This window comes from Limnobacter sp. (genome assembly GCF_036846585.1).
Classification (GTDB): domain Bacteria; phylum Pseudomonadota; class Gammaproteobacteria; order Burkholderiales; family Burkholderiaceae_B; genus Limnobacter.
Genome location: NZ_DAIUBR010000012.1, coordinates 26,015 through 42,787, shown reverse-complemented (window position 1 = coordinate 42,787; position 16,773 = coordinate 26,015). Strand labels below are relative to the sequence as shown.

Sequence of the window (16,773 nt, the reverse complement as noted above, 5' to 3'; positions counted from 1 at the left end):
CGATGGACAACGCAACAGAAGAACCCGTCAATACCGAGATATTACAACAAGGCGAGATCTGGAAAATCTCCATCAATCGACCGCAAGCCCGCAATTGTGTAGACCGTTACACAGCCGACCAGCTTGAAAAAGCATTTACGGCTTTTGAAACAGATGCAACTGCACGCGTGGCCATTTTGACGGGCGAAGGTGGTAACTTTTGCGCGGGTGCTGATTTAAAAGCGGTTGCATCGGGCGACCCAAGCCGCGTTAACCGAATGGAACGCCATGGTGCTGGCCCCATGGGCATTAGCCGAATGGAATTGAGCAAACCCGTCATTGCCGCTGTATCTGGCTATTGTGTGGCTGGCGGCCTTGAACTTGCAGCTTGGTGCGACATGCGTGTGGCTGACCCAACAGCTGTATTTGGTGTTTTTTGTCGCCGGTTTGGCGTGCCTTTGATCGATGGTGGAACCGTTCGCCTGCCACGTTTGATTGGCCAAAGCCGTGCAATGGACATGGTTTTAACGGGCCGTGCTGTCAATGCCGAAGAGGCTTTTTCATGGGGACTGGCCAACCGAATTGAAACACACCGAAGTGCATTGGAAGGTGCCATTGAACTGGCCAGTCTGTTAAGCAAGCATCCACAAACCTGCATGCGCAATGACAGGCAAAGTGTGTTGACCCAATGGGAATTTGGTGAACGGGAAGCGCTTGAAGAAGAATTTGAATTTGGCCTGAACACGCTTAGCTCAGGCGAGACGGTTGAAGGGGCAACCGCTTTCAAGGAAGGCATGGGACGACATGGTGAAACCGTTTAATTTCCTTCAACAGGCCTGTTAATCAAGGGTCATGATTACGCCAAACTGGGCGCTGTTTGTTGTTCGGCGTGAATCAGCTGTACTGGAATACGCGCTGGACTCAATGCCCATGTACCAGTTGGCAGGCCCGCCACGATTGCTCAGCAAATACACACCCTGGCTTTCTCCGTTCAGGGTGTGATTGGACAACTTGCCGGGCGCATACACCAGACTCAAATTTTCCTGCAATGAAATTTGCAAGCCGCCGTACACCGTGTTGATCATCGACATTGCGCCGTCGCTGGATTCATCCAGATTTATACTGAATCTGCTTTCCGATGGAATGGGCACTTGGGCAACATCCACAGCCACGCCACGAAATAACCCCACCTTGCCCAGCAGGCTTTCCTCTTTTGTGGTCCTCACGGCAGAAACCTTGGACGCAGCGCGTGTCTTGCCAAGCACCTTGCTGGCTTTCAGGCCCAGTGAATCGTCGGCGAGAACGGTTTGAATGGGCAAAAAGAACGCTGCACTGAAAAACACCAGCCATTTTGTATACGAAGCACCCATCACTCCACCCCACCTGTGTAGAAAAACCCTTACAGCCATTAACGACAATTCCCGTCAGAGGCACAAGCGCATAAACGGACTAACCCCTTTGCGGTTAGGTGTCACAAAATCAACAAAGATTCAATCTCTTGGGGCTGTATTAGAGGCTCCAATCTACTTCAATACTTCAAAGTAACATTTTCTTTATCCGGTGATACACTGAAATGACTACATAAAAGTCACTACTTCGGGTTATCCAACCAAGCAAGTGAACTACTAAAAATACCGGAGACAAACCAATGCTTTCTTCTGCCCGAAGAACGACTTTCTTTTTCCCATTGACATGCGTGGCCTCGATCCTTTTTTCGGGTTTTCTATCCCCGGCTGCTTATGCTGGTGGCACGGCATTTGATGCCACCAGCATCAGCGCCATGGGAACTGCATCAGCAGGCCAGGCCGCTGAAGCTGGCGATGCCTCCGTGCTGTTTGCCAACCCGGCAGCATTGACACGCTTCAAACGTGCAGAACTAACACAAGGTGCAGCGGTTATTACAATCGGCACCGATTACACATCAACCCAAAACAACGATGGTGCGGACTCTGGTGCTCCGCAGGGGCAAAATGGGCAGGTATTCAGCCGCAAAGACGGATACGATGCGGCAGCACTGGCACCCAACCTGTTCATTGCCATTCCCATCAATGAGAAACTGGTGATGGGTTTTGGTGCTGCGGCTTCGCACGGCCTGGTGATTCACTACGACGAAAACTTTCCTGGCCGCAATCAAGGCCGCGACATTGACTTCAAAGTGACCCGACTGAACCTGGGCTTTGGTTACAAGCTAAGCCCAACTTTGTCTTGGGGTTTGAATGGCTCGTATGAACGCTACTTTCAATCCATCAAACTGAAACTGAATTATCGTGAAGCGGTGGAGGCTTTGGCCCCCGGATCAGCCGGGCTGATCGAAGGCCCGGCTGGTGCATTGATTGGTGCCCCGCCGATACCCGGCGAAAGCAATGCAGGCCTTCGCATGTTTGGCTGGGCATTCAATGCACAACTGGGTGGTTTGTGGGAACCCAGCGAGAACACACGGGTGGGCCTTTCCTATCGACCAAAAACAGAATTCACGGGCAACCGTGGCAAGTTCAAACTGGATGATTCGCCCGAACAAGCCGCGTTTCGTGATTTCCTGAACAGCGACGGTTTTTTCAACAGCCTTGCATTCAGTGCGCTTGGGGTGGATGGCAAGCAGGCTGCGGCCGATCTGGCACCCGAGCAGGTGATCAAACAGGAAATTACCTTGCCCGATGAGCTGCGTTTGTCCATGTTTCACCATGCCACACCGAAGCTGGACTTGATGGCCACTTACACCCGCCAGGATTTTTCAGTGACCACCCTGAATTTTCAGCGTGAAAGCAATGGCCGCACGCTGGAGAACATTCCCCAGAACTTCGTGGCGGCAGAATCGTATCGCGTTGGCATGAACTACAAGCTGTACAAACGCCTGACCTTGCGCGCAGGCTACGCCATTGAAAACAGCGTGATCGATGACGAAACCCGCATTACGATTTTGCCGGACAGCGACAGGCAATACTTTGCCTTGGGCGGTCAGTTTGATTTAAGCCGCGACACCAGCATTCACTTCGCCTATCAAAAGCTGGACACTGACCCTGCGCCGGTAGGCAACAACGATCAAATTTCCCCACCTGAAGTGCGTGGTGGTGATTTCAAGGGCAATGTACAGCTAGACACCCATTTCTTTGGCATCGGCATCACAGAACGTTTTTAGTCACGACTGCGTGCCCAGCACACGGAACAAACCTGCAATCAAGGTGGCGTAATTGGTTTGTTCTGTGGCCAAGGCCTGTTCTGAGTTGGCGTAAACACGCTGCGCATCCACCACATCCAGAAAACTGACAAGGCCCAATTGGTACAAGGCATCGGCTTGCTCGAAACTTCGTTTGCTCGACACCACGGCCTTGCCCAGCGCAAGCTGTCTGGATGAAGACGAATCAATTGCTGTCAGTGAATTTTCAACTTCCTGGGTGACCAACCTCAACACTTGCTCATAATCGGCCAGCGTGCTTTCAGCGCGGGCGCGGGCGGCATCCAGACGCGAATCCCGGGCGCCGCCATCGTACAGCATCTGGTTCAACAAGGCCGAAAGCGACGCAATCAAAATACCGGTGGCCGGGTTTGAATTGATCGCGGAACTGCCAATCTGAATGCGCCCCATCAATTCAATGGTGGGGTAAAAATCAGCCTGCGCCACGCCCACTTCAGCAGCCGCCTGGGCGAAACGTGCCTGCGCCACCTGAACATCAGGCCGGGCCTGCACAACCTGAAAAGGCACCTGGCCGGGAATGCCCAAACCGTATTGCGGCAGGTCGCCTTCGGGTTTCAACAATTGCTCATAAGCGCCCGGAAACTGGCCTGCCAAAGTGGCCAGGCGGTGTCGGGAATCTTGCAAAGCCTGTTGCAGTGGCGCAATGTCGGCACGCAAACTTTCAACGGAAGTTTCTGCACGGCGCACATCCAGTTCAGGCGACAAACCACTTTCGAATCTGGCCCGCACAATGCCCAAGGTTTTTTCCTGCAGGCCCACGGAATCGCGCAACATGGCCAGCTGCTTCTGATTGCCCCGAAGGCGCAGGTATTCCTGTGCCACGGCGGTGCTAGTCGAAATAATCTGCGAACGCAGCTCCGCTTGCACCGCCATCAAGGAAGCCGCAGCAGCCCGGGTTTGCTGGTCTACCCTGCCCGCCAGGTCAATCGGCAAGGTAAAACCCAAACCCAGCAAAGCACGGCGCTCGTCGCGATTGGAGTTGCTGCTGGCCGCGTTGTTTGCACCGCTGTTCCGGTCGGTTTTTTGCCCGCTCACCTCGGCATCCAGTTCCAGCAACAAGGAATCCCCTGCTTCGCTCAAAGCCAGCAAAGCCCGCGCTTGCCTGACGCGTGCTGCTGCCGAAACAATACGGAAATTATTTTCAACGCTGCTTTGCACAAGCTGGTTCAGAATGGAGTCATTAAAACCTTCCCACCAGCGAACACTTGCAACCCCAGCGCCATTCACGCTGCCCAGCTTGCCAAGAATATCTTGGGCCACAAATTTCTCGGGCAATGGAGTGTCGGGCAACTGCGGCAGGTCTTGCGCTTTGCTTGCGCAAGCCGACAAGCCCGCAACCATCAGGCCAGCCAAGATCAAACTGCTCAAGGCGCGCATCATGCCTGCACCTCCCCTTTCTTGAGGGCCGCCTCGTGCGCCTCAATTTCCCTCTCGAGCATGTCGCCGGCATGTGCACGCGGCTTCATGTAAGGCGCAAGGAATGAGTAGCCCATGGGCGCAAGGTACATGGTAAACAAGGTTGACAAACCCAGCCCCCCCAACACCACCCATGCAATGGCCTCGCGTGCCTCGGCACCCGGGCCCGATGTCAGCACCAGCGGCACCACACCCAGCAGGGTCGACAACACAGTCATTGCAATTGGTCGCAGGCGCAAACGCGCGCCTTCGCGTATGGCTGAATCAATCGAATGGCCTTCGTCGCGCAACTGGTCCATGATTTCAACCAACAAAATTGCATTCTTGGTCATCAGACCGATCAGCAACACAAGGCCAATCTGGCTGAACAGGTTCAGTGACTGGTTGGTCAACAACAACGCAAACGCTGCAGCAGCCAAACCAAAGGGCACGGTAAACATCACCACGAGCGCGCTGCCCAGGCTTTCAAACTGAGCAGCCAGCACCAGGAACACCACCACCAATGCAATCACAAAAGTGATCAGCATTTCATTCGAAGTTTCTTCAAGCGTTGCAGCCTCACCCAGAAAAATCAGGTTTGAGGATTCGGGTAATACATCGGCGGCCACAGCACGAACATCTTGCATGGTGCGGCCAAAATCGGTACCGGGCGGAATGCCAATGTTCAATTCAACCGCCCTGCGTTGTGCGTGGCGATCAAGTTCTGCGGCCACACCGCGTTCCTGAACGTCAATCATGGATGCCAAGGGCACCAACTGCCCTGTTTCACTGCTGACATACACATTCAGCAAATCAAGCGGCGAATTCAAGCTGCCTTTGCTGGAACCCAGCATGACCGGAATGGCCTGGTCGCCCACACTCAAATCGAGCAACTGGTATTCATCGGCCAGAATTTGCAGTGTCTGGGTGATCCGGTTCACCGGCACTTGCAGATCGTTGGCTTTTTCGCGATCAATCTCGAAACCCAGTTCAGGCTGCGATGTGTCGTATTGAACACGCACGTCCTGTATCGCATCGACTTTTTTCATCAATGCATCGGCCAGCAAATCTGCGTCGTTGGCCAGCACAGCGTAGTCGTCTCCAAGCAAGGCGATTTGCAAACCACCTCCGCCACCGCGAATGTTCAAACTGCTTTCATTTTGAAAACGCACCTGGGCACCGGGAATAGTGGACAGCGCTTGGCCAAGCTTGGCGGCCAATTCCTGTTGCGTGGTGTCCCGCTGGCTCCAGTCTGCAAGGTTGGCCTGAATGGCGACACGGTTTTTGTCATAGCGGCCCACGATGGTGAACAGGTCGGTGATCAGGCCTTGTTCCTGATAAGGGCGCATTATTTTCTCTGCGATCTGCCCCTGTCGGCCACTATATTCCAGTGAAGCTCCGTCGGGCCCGGTGAAATCAACCACCAAACGCCCGCGGTCTTCCGCAGGTACAAGTTCCTGATTCAGCAAACTGAAGGCAAGGCCACCCGCCAGTGCAATGCCGAGAAACCCAAGCAAAAACAGCAACCGGTGTTTCAGCAAACTGTTCAGTGATTGAAGGTAGTGGGTGGCGACCTGCGTGCCGAACCCCTGTAGAACACCCATGAACCTTGCTGCGCGCCCCGTCAGTTCAGCATCGTCTTTTAACAAGCGTGCGGCCAGCATGGGGCACAGGCTAAGGGCCACAAAGGTACTGATGATGACCGCCATGGAAAGCACCATGCCGAATTCCCGAAAAAGGCGCCCTGTTTCACCCGGCAAAAAAGCAATGGGCAAGAACACTGCAACCAAGGATGCGGTGGTGGCGATCACCGCGAAAAAAACCTGTCGTGTGCCCAATACCGCGGCGATGGTAATTGATTCGCCCAATTTGCGGCGGCGTTGAATGTTTTCCAGCACCACAATGGCGTCATCAACAATCAGGCCGGTTGCCAACACCAGCGCAAGCAAGGTCAACATGTTCACTGAAAAACCTGCAAGCCAGATGGCAGCCAGGGTTCCCACCAGCGAAACCGGCATGGTGACAGCCGGAATCAGCACGGCCTTCCATTGCCCCAAAAACAGGGCAATTACAACCAGCACCACAGCCACTGCAATCAACAAAGTAAGCAGCACTTCTTGCAAGGCACCCTGGATGAACACCGAATCGTCTGCAATCATGATGATCTGCAAATCCCTGGATTGGGCATTGATTTGTGCCACGCGCAGCCCCACCTGATCGGCAATGGCAATGGTGTTGCCCCCCGCTTGGCGCAGCACACCCATGCCGACCACTGTGCGGCCGTTCAGCAGCGAATAGGATTCTGCGGATTTTGGCGCGTAATACACATTGGCAACATCGCGTATGCGGACACCGTTTTTGATCTGGATCGCCTTGATGCTTTCTGTGTCAATAGTTGAAGCATTGGCACGCACCAGAAGTTCCTGCCTGCCTGAAAGATAACTGCCCGCAGGCACATCCAGATTCATGGTTTCAAGGCTGCTTAAAACGTCGGTAACCACCATGCCGTACCGGGACAAGCTGGCCGGGTCCAGCAGCACCCGAAGGACTTTGGGCTGATTGCCGTTCAAAGGTACATCGGCCACACCGTCAATGGACACAAAAGCAGGCACCAGATCGCGCTCTACGCGCATTGCGAGATCCTGCACAGACAAGGTGTTGCTGTAGACCGCCAACTGCACCACGGGCCTTGCATTGTCATCCGCCTTGATCACCAGCAGTTGGTCAAGGTTTTGTGGCAATTTCGGGGTAATGCGGCCCAGCGCTTCACGAACATCGTTGGCCGCCACATTGACATCGATGTCGGGCGAGAATTCCATGCGAATCCGCATGTTGTTTTCTTCGCTGGAGCTTTCAATTCGAAGCACACCCGACACTCTGGCCACGGCCCCCTCCACTTTGGAGGTTACCTCTGCGTCCATGGTGGTGGGGGACGCACCTTGATACACCGCACGAACCAGCACAACGGGGCGATCAATGTCGGGAAGTTCACGCACCTCCACGCCGAACATGCTGACAATCCCTGCAAGCATGATCAACAGGTTCAACACCACGATCAAGACCGGGCGACGAAGACCCAGCACGGCAAGGCCCTGGCTGGCATGCCTCATCTCAACGGATCCTCGACCAGTTCAACCGCCACGCCTTGCGACAAACGCAGACCACCTTCCACCACAATCATTTCATTTTCGGCCATGTTGCCGTCAAGAAAAACCATGCCATCACGCCGATCAACAACGCGAACATTCTCGCGTTGGGCTTTGCCGCTGCGCACGATCCAGACATATGAGCCCTCACGGTACCATTGCAAGGCAATCTCGGGGACCGCTGGCACATCGCGCCCCTGCACCGCCATCTGAACGGCAAACGACATACCGGGGCGCAGCAAGTCGTCAGTATTCTTGATGTTGGCACGCACCCGCAATGTGCGTTTCTCGGCGTTCAGGCGACTGTCCAGCGCAACGACCTTTGCATCAAAAATTTTGCCGCCCACTGCAGGTGTAGACGCCTTCACTTGGATCTTGTCCATTGCAACCGAATCCAGTTGCCCAACAATAGCCTCTGGCACTTCAAAATCGATGTAAATAATTTCCCGGGAATCCACACCCGTGATCAAAACACCAGGACCAATCCGTTGACCGGGATCAATGTCGGTGATGCCCACAACGCCATCAAAGGGCGCACGTATTTGATGATTTGAAATGGCCAGGCGGACCTGGTCCAGTGCCACTTGTGCGGCCTCGTAATCGGCTTGCGCCGAATCAACCTGGGTTTGCGGCACAGCCCCCTTGCCCACTGCCTGCCTGTAGCGGTCCAGCAGGCTTTTGCTATTTCGCAATTGCACTTGCGCCAGGCGCAGCGCCAACTGTTCTTCCCGATCGTCTTGCTGAACCAGCAACTCACCGCGCTTTACCTTTTGTTGCGGGCGGAAATACATCTTGGTCACTTTTTCATCGACCACGGCATACACCTCAGCCGACTTCTCGGCCCAAGCTGTTGCAATGGCGCGCAATGAACCCGCCGTCGACTTCAATTGAACAGCTTGAACCAGCACCTTGGGTGCGCCCCCTTTGCTGCCGGGGCTGGGTACATCAGCGGGCGAGCCGCCCAGCATGGTTTGCGAAACTGCGTAAGCCGCGCCCAACACAAAAACAACGATGAACAGATAAACAATTCGCTTGATCAAGCCCGGGGCTCCACTGCAGCTGCGACGAGGACGATTAACACGGAAGGAAGTGCATGTATAAAGACCCACAAGGGGGCAAGAAGTTCGAGTTCGCTGTGCTTAGTTGTCGATCTCATCGTCGTCACTAACCGCATCAATGCCCGCCTCAACGACAGCACCCGTTACCTTGATGCCTGTGGATACAACAGCACCCGTGATTGAAATGGCAGCACCCGCAGTTGCACTGACCACGGCACAGCCCTGCAACAAGGTGGCTGCCAGCAACATGGGGAACACTGCGAGGAATTTGTTCAAGGAATAATTCATGGAGCAACCGAAAGTGAACGCCGTCAATGGAATGCTACACACAAAATGTCGGGCGATAGCAAGTACTGCGAAGAAATACTTTGCAAGGCCGAAAATAAAAAAACGCTCCTGACCCTGTGGGTGAGAAGCGTTTAGTGCCGTATTTGGCATCCCCAACCGGATTCGAACCGGTGTTACCGCCGTGAAAGGGCGGTGTCCTAGGCCTCTAGACGATGGGGACCTAAAACCGTGTGCTTTGGTGGAGGTAAGCGGGATCGAACCGCTGACCTCTTGCATGCCATGCAAGCGCTCTCCCAGCTGAGCTATACCCCCCAAGCGAAGACCGAGATTATTAAGTATTTCGTTAGGCTTGTCAACAAGACGTTGAACAAAAATAAACAAAAACTTTAAAAACTTTCTGCCTTCTGCCTGCATTGCCTCAGCAATTTGAGCAGCCCGAATTATACACATATTTGTCGGGTACACTGCAAGTGATTTTTTTAAAAAACAGAAGCACACAACAAATGAAATATTGCAGCACATGTGGCACCCCCCTGGAACTTCGGATTCCCGAAGGCGATAACCGTCAACGCAGTTGCTGCCCAGGCTGTGGTGCAATTCACTACGTGAACCCCAAAATCGTGGTGGGCACCATTCCAACTTACGAAGGGAAAGTGTTGCTGTGCAAACGGGCCATTGAGCCGCGCCACGGATTCTGGACCTTGCCAGCCGGCTTCATGGAACTGAAAGAAACCACCCACGAAGGGGCAGCTCGCGAAACATGGGAAGAAGCCGGTGCGAAAATCAAACTGGGTCCGCTGTTCACAATGTTTGATGTGATTCGTGCCGACCAGGTGCACATATTTTTTCGCGCAGAAATGCCAAGTGCTGATTTTTTTGCGGGTGAAGAAAGCCTGGATGTAAAACTTTTTGCTGAAGACGAAATTCCATGGGACGAACTTGCCTTTAAAACCGTGTCGAAAACGTTGACGCTGTTTTTTGCCGACCGCAAGACGGGCCGCTACACCCTGCACACTGGCGATGTATTCGACCATGTGGACTGGACCGAATCCCAATTCAAGGCTTGACACAGGAATACGAAAAACGGATGACGAAAACCTCCATCCCCTGGCTGAATTCACCGACCGACTTCCCAAGCACCGACCACGCACTTCAATACCCGCCGGGCCTGCTCGCGGCCAGCCTGGAAATCAATGCCGACTGGCTGGAAGCAAGCTACGCGCGCGGAATCTTTCCCTGGTATTCGCAAGGTGAACCCGTGTTGTGGTGGAGCACCTCACCCCGCGCCGTGCTGTACACCGATGAATTCAAACTGCATCGTTCCCTGTCCAAGGCCGTGCGCAAGCTCCATAAAAATCCAGACAGGGCCATTCGCCTGAACACTGCGTTTGAGGATGTCATGCGTGCATGCGCCGCCCCACGCCCCGGGCAAGACGGCACCTGGATCAATGAGGAAGTGCTTGCCGCATACACAGAACTTCACCGGCGTGGGTATGCCCATTCGGTAGAACATTGGGAAGGCAATCAGCTTGTGGGCGGCTTGTACTGCGTGGCTTTGGGCAAAATGGTGTACGGTGAAAGCATGTTTGCCACACAAACCGATGCCTCGAAAGTGGCGTTCGCCCACTTTGTGTATTGGCTAAAAGCGCAGAATGTGCACATAATTGATTGCCAGCAGGCCACCGGGCATTTAATGTCAATGGGTGCCCGCACGGTAAGCAGAAAGGTGTTTGAAACTGAAATGGCGAATTCCATTGTGCAGCCCACCTTGAATTGGGAACCACGCGAACTAGTATGGACGTATGACCAGACCTAAGGAACTGCCCTTCTCTACCCTGCAGTTTTATTCAACTGCACCTTATCCATGTAGCTACCTGGACAATCGCCTTGCCAGGTCACAGGTTGCTACGCCCAGCCATCTTATCAATGCCGATGTGTACAGCGAACTGGTTCGATTGGGTTTTCGCCGCAGCGGCCTGTTCACCTACAAACCTCACTGCGACGGCTGCACTTCCTGCAAGCCCTTGCGCCTTGAAATATCCGGGTTCGAACTGAACCGCAGCCAACGCCGCACGATAAAAGCCTTCTCAAACCTGAAACCCAGCGTGCAACGCCTGCACTTCAATTCGGAACACTATGCGCTGTATTTGAAATACCAGTCGATCAGGCACCACGGTGGCGGCATGGATGAAGACAGCCGCGAACAATATTCACAGTTCTTGCTGCAAACCCGGGTAAATTCCAGGCTGGTGGAATTTCGCAACCCGCAAGGCAAGCTGGTGATGGTGTCCATCATCGATATTCTCACCGATGGCCTTTCATCGGTGTACACCTTTTTTGATCCCGACGAGCGCAGCGGTTTGGGCGTGTACGGCGTGCTATGGCAAATTGACCAGTGCCGGGACCTTGACCTGCCCTACCTGTACCTGGGTTACTGGATCAGGGAAAGCGAAAAAATGGCGTACAAGGCCCGTTTTTCAGCCGCTGAAATACTTCAGGACAACCAGTGGCAGGCGCTGCCTGAACCCAAGCCCAAATAAGCCCGCATTTTCCCCGTTACAATGCGGGCTGTTCTTCCAACTTACCGGTTTCCAAGGCCATGCTGCTGCCCTACTCCCTGATTCGCCCTGCCCTGTTTGCACTCGACCCTGAAAAGGCGCACCACGTCACCTTCAGCAACTTGCAGATGTTGCGCAAACTGGGCCTGCTCAAGTATTTCTCACCCACTGCCGTTTCAGACCCGGTCAAGGTCATGGGCATTGAATTTCCGAACCGTGTGGGTTTGGCTGCCGGGCTGGACAAAGATGCCACTTACATCAGTGAATTGGGCTTGATGGGCTTTGGTTTTCTGGAAGTGGGCACCGTAACCCCAAAGCCACAACCGGGCAACCCAAAGCCGCGCCTGTTTCGCCTGCCACAAGCCAACGCATTGATTAACCGCATGGGCTTCAACAACGAAGGTGTGGACACGTTGATCGGCAATGTAAAAGCCAGCAACTACCCTGGTGTGCTGGGAATCAACATTGGAAAAAATGCAGCAACCCCGGTTGAAAATGCTGCTGATGATTACCTGAAAGCACTGGAAGCGGTGTACCCCTACGCCACTTACATCGCAGTGAACATTTCATCACCCAACACCAAAAACCTGCGTGACTTGCAGGGCGGCGACAGCCTGGATGTGTTGTTGGGCTCACTGAAAGAAAAACAAAAAGCACTGGCCGATGAACACGGCTTGTACAAGCCCATGGCTCTGAAAATTGCTCCCGATCTGGATAACGATCAAATTGATGCTATTGCGAAACGCTTGACGCACTTTGGCTTTGACGGGGTGATTGCGACCAACACCACCATCGACAAAAGCGGCGTGGCAGATTTGCCCCACGGGCAAGAACAAGGTGGTTTGAGTGGCGCGCCCGTGCTTGAAAAATCAAGCCATGTGATCAAACGCCTGTACGCAGAACTGGGCGACGATATTCCAATTATTGGCGTGGGCGGAATTTCCACCGGCGAACACGCGGTAGAAAAAATTCGTGCGGGTGCCAAGCTGGTTCAAATTTACACGGGCCTGATTTACAAAGGCCCGAACCTGGTGACCGAATGCGCGGCCACCATTCGACTGAACTGTAAACCCGGTGTTCGCAGAAAAGCCGCTTGACACGGCGCTTTATTTTTTCTTGCGCCGCTGTTGGTACAAATTTGAAAATGTTTCACCTGTGGGCACCGGGAAGTCGCGCTGATCCGTCCAGCCGCTGGCCATGGGCAAGCTGTGAATGCCGCCTTTGCGCTTGCCCCACCATGCCATCGCCTTGATACCCATGCGGGACAACACCCGGTACAAGGCTGGGCGCTGCGCCACAAAAGCCCACACTTTGAACGCTGCCTTTTCTTGCCAAGGGCGAAGCCCGCGCGAGAACTGCTGTTCGCGCAGTTTGCGAAGCAATTCTGGCAATGGAATTTTAACTGGGCACACCACATGGCATTCACCGCACAGCGTGGCCGCCTGCGGCAAATCAAGCGCCTTTTCAAGACCCGTGTAACTTGGCGTAAGCACCGAGCCCATGGGGCCGGGGTACACCCAACCATAGGCATGACCACCAATCTTCTGGTACACCGGGCAGTGGTTCATGCAGGCACCGCATTTGATGCAGCGAAGCATTTCTTCAAACTCACCACCCAGCAAACCCGTGCGGCCACCGTCCAGAATCACGAAGTACATGTGCTCGGGGCCGTCCAGGTCGCCTTCGCGCTTTGGGCCTGTTAGCAATGAAACATAGTTCGATATACTTTGCCCGGTTGCGGAACGCGGCAACAGGCGAATCAAGGTGGCGAAGTCCTCGAGCGTGGGCACCACTTTTTCAACGCCCGTAATGGCCACATGCACGCGCGGGTTGATGGTGCACATGCCTTCATTGCCCTCGTTGGTCACCAAGGCCACTGAACCAGTTTCCGCAATGATGAAGTTGCCACCGGTCACGCCCATGTCCGCTGCCAAAAACTGCGGGCGCAAAATTTCGCGCGCTTCGCGGGTCATCTCGGCAATGTCGGTTTTTCGGGGCAGGTGGTGGTGTTTTTCAAACAGGTCGGCAACCTGCTCTTTGTCTTTGTGCACCACGGGCGCGATGATGTGACTTGGCCGCTCGTTGTCGTTGATTTGAAGAATGTACTCGCCCAAATCAGTTTCGCGAACCGTCACATCAGCCGCTTCAAGCGCTTTGTTCAAGGCCATTTCTTCGGTCACCATTGACTTCGACTTGATGACCGATTTCACCGCATGTTTTTTGGCAATTTTTACAACCAGCTCGGACGCCTCCTGTGGCGTACGGGCAAACAATACTTTGGCCCCGGTTTCAGTGGCCTTTTGCTCGAACAGTTCCAGCCACACATCCAGACTTTGAATACTGCGGTTGCGAATGTCCACTGCAGCGGAACGGGTGCCCTCGAAATCATCCAGTTCAAGAATACTGGTGGCGCGCGCATTCACAAACTTGGATGAAAGGCGTTTCAGGTTTTCCTGCAAACGCGGGTCATTCAGCTTTTCACTGGCCTTGCGCTCAAAAAACATGCTTTGTACTTGCATGGTTGTTACCGCCCCAATTTAAATTTGACCCGGCTTGCGGCCGGTCAACAGTTCAGCCACGTGCAGCACCTCGGTGTTATCGCCCATGCGGCGCAAACGGCCTTCAATATTCAACATGCACCCCAGGTCGCCCAACACCACAGCCTGCGCGCCGGTGGCCTTGATCTGCTCGCATTTGTCGGTACAAATGGCACTGGACACCTCGCCATACTTCAGGGCGAAGGTGCCGCCGAAGCCGCAGCACTGGCGGCTGTCTTTCATTTCAAGAATTTCCACGCCACCCATTTTGCCAATCAGGGTTCGGGGCTGTTGTTGAACACCCAATTCGCGAAGCCCGCTACAAGAATCATGGTAGGTGATCTGATTCAATTCAGAGGCACCCAGCTTCAGCTTCTCCACCCCCAGCACGTTCACCAGAAAATCAGTCAATTCGTAAGTGCGGGCAGCCAGGCGGGCTGCGCGCATTTTCAGGTCGGGATCGTTTTTAAAAACCTCGGGGTAATGTGTTTTTGCCATGCCAGCGCAGGAACCCGATGGTGCAACCACATAGTCGAACTGCTCAAACTCAGCCAACCACTTTTGGGCCAGCTTGTGTGTGCTGACCTGATCGCCTGAATTCCAGGCGGGTTGACCACAGCAGGTTTGGGCTTGGGGAACTACGACTTCGCAGCCGGCAGATTCCAGCAATTCCAGTGTTGAGAAACCGATGGAGGGTCGCATGGAGTCCACCAGACAAGTAACAAACAATCCGACACGCAATGTATTTCCCCGAAACGGACTAAAACCGTTCAAGTGTATGCACCATGTGGGTTTCCAGCCAGTAGTGATAACCATAACGAGTGACGTATTTCACAATATGGTTTAAACTTCCCACTGGATGAAAAGGAAAATAACAATATGAGTGAAGAGTCAATTGGGCGAACAAGCATTCAGGTCATGGAACGAATGATGCAGTTGCTGGATGCATTGGCTGAACACCAAGACCCTGTTGCACTGAAAGACTTGGCCCGCGATACAAAACTGCACCCGTCCACAGCGCACCGCATTTTGAACGATTTGGTGGCCTGCCGCCTGGTTGACCGAACAGACCCCGGCCTTTACCGCTTGGGCATGCGCCTGCTTGAACTGGGCAACCTGGTGAAAGCACGCCTGAACGTGCGCGACGCTGCGCTTGAATTGATGCGCAAGTTGCACCGCCTGACGGGCCAAACCGTGAATTTGTCCGTTCGCCAAGGCGACGAAATTGTGTACGTGGATCGCGCCTACAGTGAACGATCCGGTATGCAAGTGGTTCGCGCCATTGGTGGCAGGGCCCCGCTGCACCTTACGTCGACTGGCAAACTTTTTCTGGCCAGCGAATCACCCGAGAATTTGAAACTGTATGCCGAGCGCACCACCCTGCGCGGCACCACATTGAACAGTTTGACCACACTGGAAAAACTTGAGAAAGAATTGCTTTTGGTAAGAACAGAGGGTTTTGCGCGCGACAACGAAGAACTTGAAATGGGCGTTCGTTGTATGGCTGCAGGTATTTACGACGATTCATCCAAGCTGATTGCCGGCCTGTCGATTTCCGCACCTGCGGATCGCATTCAGGAAGATTGGCTGCAGGAACTGATACACACCGCCCAACGCATTAGCGCATCGCTTGGGTGGCAAGGCCGGGTGATTCCGCCCAGCGGGCGCTTCAGGCTTTAAAACCCCACTCGCTGTTTATTTGGCCGCTTATTTCGCTGCATATGTGGCACTGGTGGCACTGGCGGCGGGCTCAACCGCCATCACATACTCACGAATTCGTTCGGCATCGGCAAAGCGGGCTTGTGAACCCAGTGCGTCCAGCAACACGATGACCAGGTTGCGATCACCCACACGCGCTTTCATCACCAGGCAACGCCCTGCCTCATTGATAAAACCCGTTTTCTGAACCTGAATATCCCATTCCTTGTTCTTGAGCAGGCGGTTGGTGTTTCTAAAATTCAATTGTCCTTTGCCAGTTTGAACGGAAAACTGCGGATCAGTGGAAAATTGCCGGATCAACGGAAACCCCTGCGCGTGCAACACCATGCGAGCCAGATCGTTAGCGCTTGATTTGTTTTCGACAGACAAACCTGTGGTTTCTGCAAAGTTTGTATTTCTCATGTTCAATGCAATGGCACGGCGGTTCATCTGCGCCACGCAGGCAGCCAAACCACCTGGGTAGCTTCGCCCCAATGCAGAAGCAGCGCGGTTTTCAGAAGCCATCAAGGCCAAATGCATTAGCTCACGACGGGTGAATTCGCTGCCAGGCTTCAAACGGGAGCGCGTGTTCTTGTAATAATCAATGTCTGCGCTGGTGATGCTGATCACTTCATTCAGATCAAGACCAGCTTCAAGCGTGACCACAACCGTCATTAGCTTGGTGATGGACGCGATCGGCAACACGGCCGATGGATTTTTTGCATACAGCACTTCCATGGAATCGGCGTCTGCAACAAGGGCTACTGAGCTATTCAGGGAAAGTGGATCGTGGGCTGATTTAAGATTGGCGCGTTCGGCACTGCCGGGTGCGGCGCCAACACCTGCATGCAACACCATGAAGCAAGCAAAGAGAATTTTGGACAGCAAGGCTTTGTGGATCATGGCGTTTCTGACTTTGTT

The 16,773-nt window shown here is 53.9% G+C and carries 15 protein-coding genes and 2 tRNA genes; 7 read left to right on the top strand and 10 right to left on the bottom strand.

The features are described from left to right. Positions 1-2 precede the first annotated feature (2 nt). Positions 3-800 (top strand): crotonase/enoyl-CoA hydratase family protein, encoded by a 798-nt coding sequence (locus V7028_RS07505; protein ID WP_334119467.1) that lies wholly within the window; start codon positions 3-5, stop codon positions 798-800. 18 nt (positions 801-818) lie between these two features. Here the strand turns inward: V7028_RS07505 and V7028_RS07500 are convergent, their stop codons facing one another. Continuing rightward, entirely contained in the window at positions 819-1,349 is a 531-nt protein-coding gene (locus V7028_RS07500; RefSeq protein ID WP_334119466.1) for a hypothetical protein, read from the bottom strand. A 278-nt stretch (positions 1,350-1,627) separates the two neighbouring features. Between V7028_RS07500 and V7028_RS07495 the strand changes: the two genes are divergently transcribed. Next, complete coding sequence (locus V7028_RS07495) at positions 1,628-3,115, top strand: OmpP1/FadL family transporter (RefSeq protein ID WP_334119465.1); 1,488 nt, start codon at positions 1,628-1,630, stop codon at positions 3,113-3,115. Here V7028_RS07495 and V7028_RS07490 read toward each other — a convergent pair whose 3' ends face one another. From V7028_RS07490 to V7028_RS07465, 6 genes are all read right to left on the bottom strand, one after another. After that, on the bottom strand, positions 3,116-4,552 hold the full coding sequence (locus tag V7028_RS07490; RefSeq protein ID WP_334119464.1) for an efflux transporter outer membrane subunit: 1,437 nt from the start codon (positions 4,550-4,552) through the stop codon (positions 3,116-3,118). Continuing rightward, positions 4,549-7,677, bottom strand: a complete 3,129-nt coding sequence (locus V7028_RS07485; RefSeq protein WP_334119463.1) for an efflux RND transporter permease subunit — start codon at positions 7,675-7,677, stop codon at positions 4,549-4,551. The genes V7028_RS07490 and V7028_RS07485 overlap by 4 nt, the downstream gene beginning before the upstream one ends. Next, positions 7,674-8,753: an efflux RND transporter periplasmic adaptor subunit gene (locus V7028_RS07480; protein WP_334119462.1), complete on the bottom strand. Its 1,080-nt coding sequence runs from the start codon at positions 8,751-8,753 to the stop codon at positions 7,674-7,676. Before V7028_RS07480 ends, V7028_RS07485 begins: the two co-directional genes overlap by 4 nt. A gap of 99 nt (positions 8,754-8,852) precedes the next feature. Beyond that, positions 8,853-9,047: a hypothetical protein gene (locus tag V7028_RS07475; RefSeq protein ID WP_334119461.1), complete on the bottom strand. Its 195-nt coding sequence runs from the start codon at positions 9,045-9,047 to the stop codon at positions 8,853-8,855. Positions 9,048-9,203: 156 nt separating this feature from the next. Beyond that, positions 9,204-9,279 (bottom strand) — tRNA-Glu (locus tag V7028_RS07470). A 16-nt stretch (positions 9,280-9,295) separates the two neighbouring features. Further along, positions 9,296-9,371 (bottom strand) — tRNA-Ala (locus tag V7028_RS07465). A 191-nt stretch (positions 9,372-9,562) separates the two neighbouring features. On the opposite strand from V7028_RS07465, the gene V7028_RS07460 reads away from it, so the two are divergent. Genes V7028_RS07460 through V7028_RS07445 form a run of 4 tightly spaced genes read left to right on the top strand, consistent with a single transcriptional unit; the run spans position 9,563 to position 12,714 of the window. Then, positions 9,563-10,126, top strand: coding sequence for an NUDIX hydrolase (locus V7028_RS07460; protein ID WP_334119460.1), 564 nt, complete (start codon positions 9,563-9,565; stop codon positions 10,124-10,126). Between the two features lie 20 nt (positions 10,127-10,146). Continuing rightward, positions 10,147-10,875, top strand: coding sequence for a leucyl/phenylalanyl-tRNA--protein transferase (gene aat, locus V7028_RS07455; RefSeq protein ID WP_334119459.1), 729 nt, complete (start codon positions 10,147-10,149; stop codon positions 10,873-10,875). Beyond that, complete coding sequence (locus tag V7028_RS07450) at positions 10,862-11,599, top strand: arginyltransferase (protein WP_334119458.1); 738 nt, start codon at positions 10,862-10,864, stop codon at positions 11,597-11,599. Before aat ends, V7028_RS07450 begins: the two co-directional genes overlap by 14 nt. A gap of 59 nt (positions 11,600-11,658) precedes the next feature. Next, on the top strand, positions 11,659-12,714 hold the full coding sequence (locus tag V7028_RS07445; protein WP_334119457.1) for a quinone-dependent dihydroorotate dehydrogenase: 1,056 nt from the start codon (positions 11,659-11,661) through the stop codon (positions 12,712-12,714). Positions 12,715-12,723: 9 nt separating this feature from the next. On the opposite strand, the gene V7028_RS07440 is transcribed toward V7028_RS07445, so the two are convergent. Both V7028_RS07440 and V7028_RS07435 read right to left on the bottom strand, forming a co-directional pair. Continuing rightward, positions 12,724-14,136 carry a LutB/LldF family L-lactate oxidation iron-sulfur protein gene (locus V7028_RS07440; RefSeq protein WP_334119456.1) on the bottom strand — a complete coding sequence of 471 codons (1,413 nt, stop codon included), beginning with the start codon at positions 14,134-14,136 and terminating at the stop codon, positions 12,724-12,726. An 18-nt stretch (positions 14,137-14,154) separates the two neighbouring features. Then, positions 14,155-14,895, bottom strand: coding sequence for a (Fe-S)-binding protein (locus tag V7028_RS07435; RefSeq protein ID WP_334119506.1), 741 nt, complete (start codon positions 14,893-14,895; stop codon positions 14,155-14,157). A 138-nt stretch (positions 14,896-15,033) separates the two neighbouring features. Here V7028_RS07435 and V7028_RS07430 point away from each other — a divergent pair, with 138 nt between their 5' ends. Further along, a complete protein-coding gene (locus V7028_RS07430; protein ID WP_334119455.1) occupies positions 15,034-15,834 on the top strand; it encodes an IclR family transcriptional regulator in 801 nt (266 codons plus the stop codon). Between the two features lie 27 nt (positions 15,835-15,861). On the opposite strand, the gene V7028_RS07425 is transcribed toward V7028_RS07430, so the two are convergent. Continuing rightward, on the bottom strand, positions 15,862-16,755 hold the full coding sequence (locus V7028_RS07425) for a serine hydrolase (protein WP_334119454.1): 894 nt from the start codon (positions 16,753-16,755) through the stop codon (positions 15,862-15,864). Positions 16,756-16,773: the final 18 nt, after the last annotated feature.

What these genes read in the sequence shown, in the direction of transcription:
- V7028_RS07450 (WP_334119458.1), top strand. Translation starts at nt 10,862, where the DNA reads ATGACCAGACCTAAGGAACTGCCCTTCTCTACCCTGCAGTTTTATTCA.
- aat (WP_334119459.1), top strand. Translation starts at nt 10,147, where the DNA reads ATGACGAAAACCTCCATCCCCTGGCTGAATTCACCGACCGACTTCCCA.
- V7028_RS07445 (WP_334119457.1), top strand. Translation starts at nt 11,659, where the DNA reads ATGCTGCTGCCCTACTCCCTGATTCGCCCTGCCCTGTTTGCACTCGAC.
- V7028_RS07495 (WP_334119465.1), top strand. Translation starts at nt 1,628, where the DNA reads ATGCTTTCTTCTGCCCGAAGAACGACTTTCTTTTTCCCATTGACATGC.
- V7028_RS07430 (WP_334119455.1), top strand. Translation starts at nt 15,034, where the DNA reads ATGAGTGAAGAGTCAATTGGGCGAACAAGCATTCAGGTCATGGAACGA.
- V7028_RS07485 (WP_334119463.1), bottom strand. Translation starts at nt 7,677, where the DNA reads ATGAGGCATGCCAGCCAGGGCCTTGCCGTGCTGGGTCTTCGTCGCCCG.
- V7028_RS07505 (WP_334119467.1), top strand. Translation starts at nt 3, where the DNA reads ATGGACAACGCAACAGAAGAACCCGTCAATACCGAGATATTACAACAA.
- V7028_RS07440 (WP_334119456.1), bottom strand. Translation starts at nt 14,136, where the DNA reads ATGCAAGTACAAAGCATGTTTTTTGAGCGCAAGGCCAGTGAAAAGCTG.
- V7028_RS07425 (WP_334119454.1), bottom strand. Translation starts at nt 16,755, where the DNA reads ATGATCCACAAAGCCTTGCTGTCCAAAATTCTCTTTGCTTGCTTCATG.
- V7028_RS07490 (WP_334119464.1), bottom strand. Translation starts at nt 4,552, where the DNA reads ATGATGCGCGCCTTGAGCAGTTTGATCTTGGCTGGCCTGATGGTTGCG.
- V7028_RS07460 (WP_334119460.1), top strand. Translation starts at nt 9,563, where the DNA reads ATGAAATATTGCAGCACATGTGGCACCCCCCTGGAACTTCGGATTCCC.
- V7028_RS07500 (WP_334119466.1), bottom strand. Translation starts at nt 1,349, where the DNA reads ATGGGTGCTTCGTATACAAAATGGCTGGTGTTTTTCAGTGCAGCGTTC.